The sequence below is a fragment of the Oleiphilus sp. HI0125 genome, from assembly GCF_001635355.1.
Genome location: NZ_LWGF01000233.1, coordinates 1 through 1434 on the forward strand (window position 1 = coordinate 1; position 1434 = coordinate 1434).

At 45.0% G+C, this 1434-nt stretch carries 2 protein-coding genes; both read right to left on the reverse strand.

Features of this window, described 5'->3' with window-relative positions:
- The coding region (locus tag A3762_RS03545) for a class I SAM-dependent methyltransferase (protein ID WP_156493192.1) at positions 1 to 337 on the reverse strand (337 nt) is incomplete at its 3' end.
- 153 nt (positions 338 to 490) lie between these two features.
- Entirely contained in the window at positions 491 to 1396 is a 906-nt protein-coding gene (puuE, locus tag A3762_RS03550) for an allantoinase PuuE (RefSeq protein WP_068754119.1), read from the reverse strand.
- Positions 1397 to 1434: the final 38 nt, after the last annotated feature.

Sequence of the window (1434 nt, forward strand, 5' to 3'; positions counted from 1 at the left end):
TTGCGCCTTCAGACCATAAAACATCATAACTATTTACTTCAAAAGGTAGATCATCCATCGAAGCACAGAGCGTCGAAATCCTTGAAGCGAATTCCGCCTCAGAAGCTCGATCATTCAACACACCTAAAAAGGCCTGCAGAAAATCTACCGAAGTAATATCGCAATCTAAGGTATCAGCCAGTACGAGACTCGCTGCGCCTGTCCCACAGCCAATATCTGCGATGCGATACTTGACCTGAAAATCTAAGCCGGCCAAATAAATCGCTAACTCAGTCTGTGCTTTACCGCCGGGGCCTTGACGCTCATTGTGCGAGTGAAGATCAATAAGGAGTTTCATTTGCTCTTGCTCAGTAGATATAGGTCACCCCAATAGAAGTTCTAAAATTGAACAAAAGTGTAGCTAAAGTTTGGAAGAATAAAATTGGGGTCGGAGTACTTTTACTCTGACCCCAATTTTTAACGCAGTATAAGTAAGCGCAGAAGCTCTGACTTACTTAACTGGAGGGTGATTCTCATGCCAGTGCTTGGCTATATCTATGCGACGCGTCACCCAAACATCTTCATGCGACTGAACATAATCTAAGAAACGCGCCAGAGCCGCGGCACGACCTGGACGACCAACCAAACGACAGTGCAAGCCAATACTTAACATTTTTGGCGCTGTTTCACCTTCCGCGTAAAGCACATCAAAGGCATCTTTTAGGTAGGTGAAGAATTGCTCTCCAGTGTTGAAACCTTGGTTCGTTGCAAAGCGCATGTCGTTCGTATCAAGCGTGTATGGGACGATTAGATATGGGTTTTCGTAGTCATACACCCAATACGGAAGATCGTCAGCATACGAATCAGCGTCGTACATAAAACCACCTGCTTCATACACTAAATCACGTGTATTCGGGCTAGTTCGTCCGGTGTACCAACCTAGCGGCCGTTCACCGGTAATTTCTTCATGCTTTTTGATCGCTTCTTGAATTTGACGACGTTCTTCATCTTTATCAATGTACTGATAATTAATCCACTTATATCCGTGTGCCGCGATTTCCCAGTTAGCATCTTTCATGGCTTGCACAGCTTCTGGATGTTTCTCCAATGCTGTTGTCACACCATAAACTGTGACTGGCATGTTGCGTTCCGTGAACATTCGGTGAAGACGCCAAAACCCTGCTCGACTTCCATACTCATAGATAGATTCCATGCTCATGTGGCGAACGCCCTCCATTGCAGGAGTTCCTATAATTTCAGACAAGAATGCTTCTGATGCAGGATCACCATGTAGAATACAGTTCTCACCACCCTCCTCGTAATTAATAACGAACTGCACTGCAACACGCTGGCCTTTTGGCCACACATCTTTAGGCGTATGTTGGCCATAACCAACGAGGTCTCTTGGGTAGGTCATTGAACTCTCTCTTTTGATCAAAATGAAAGCATGAATAA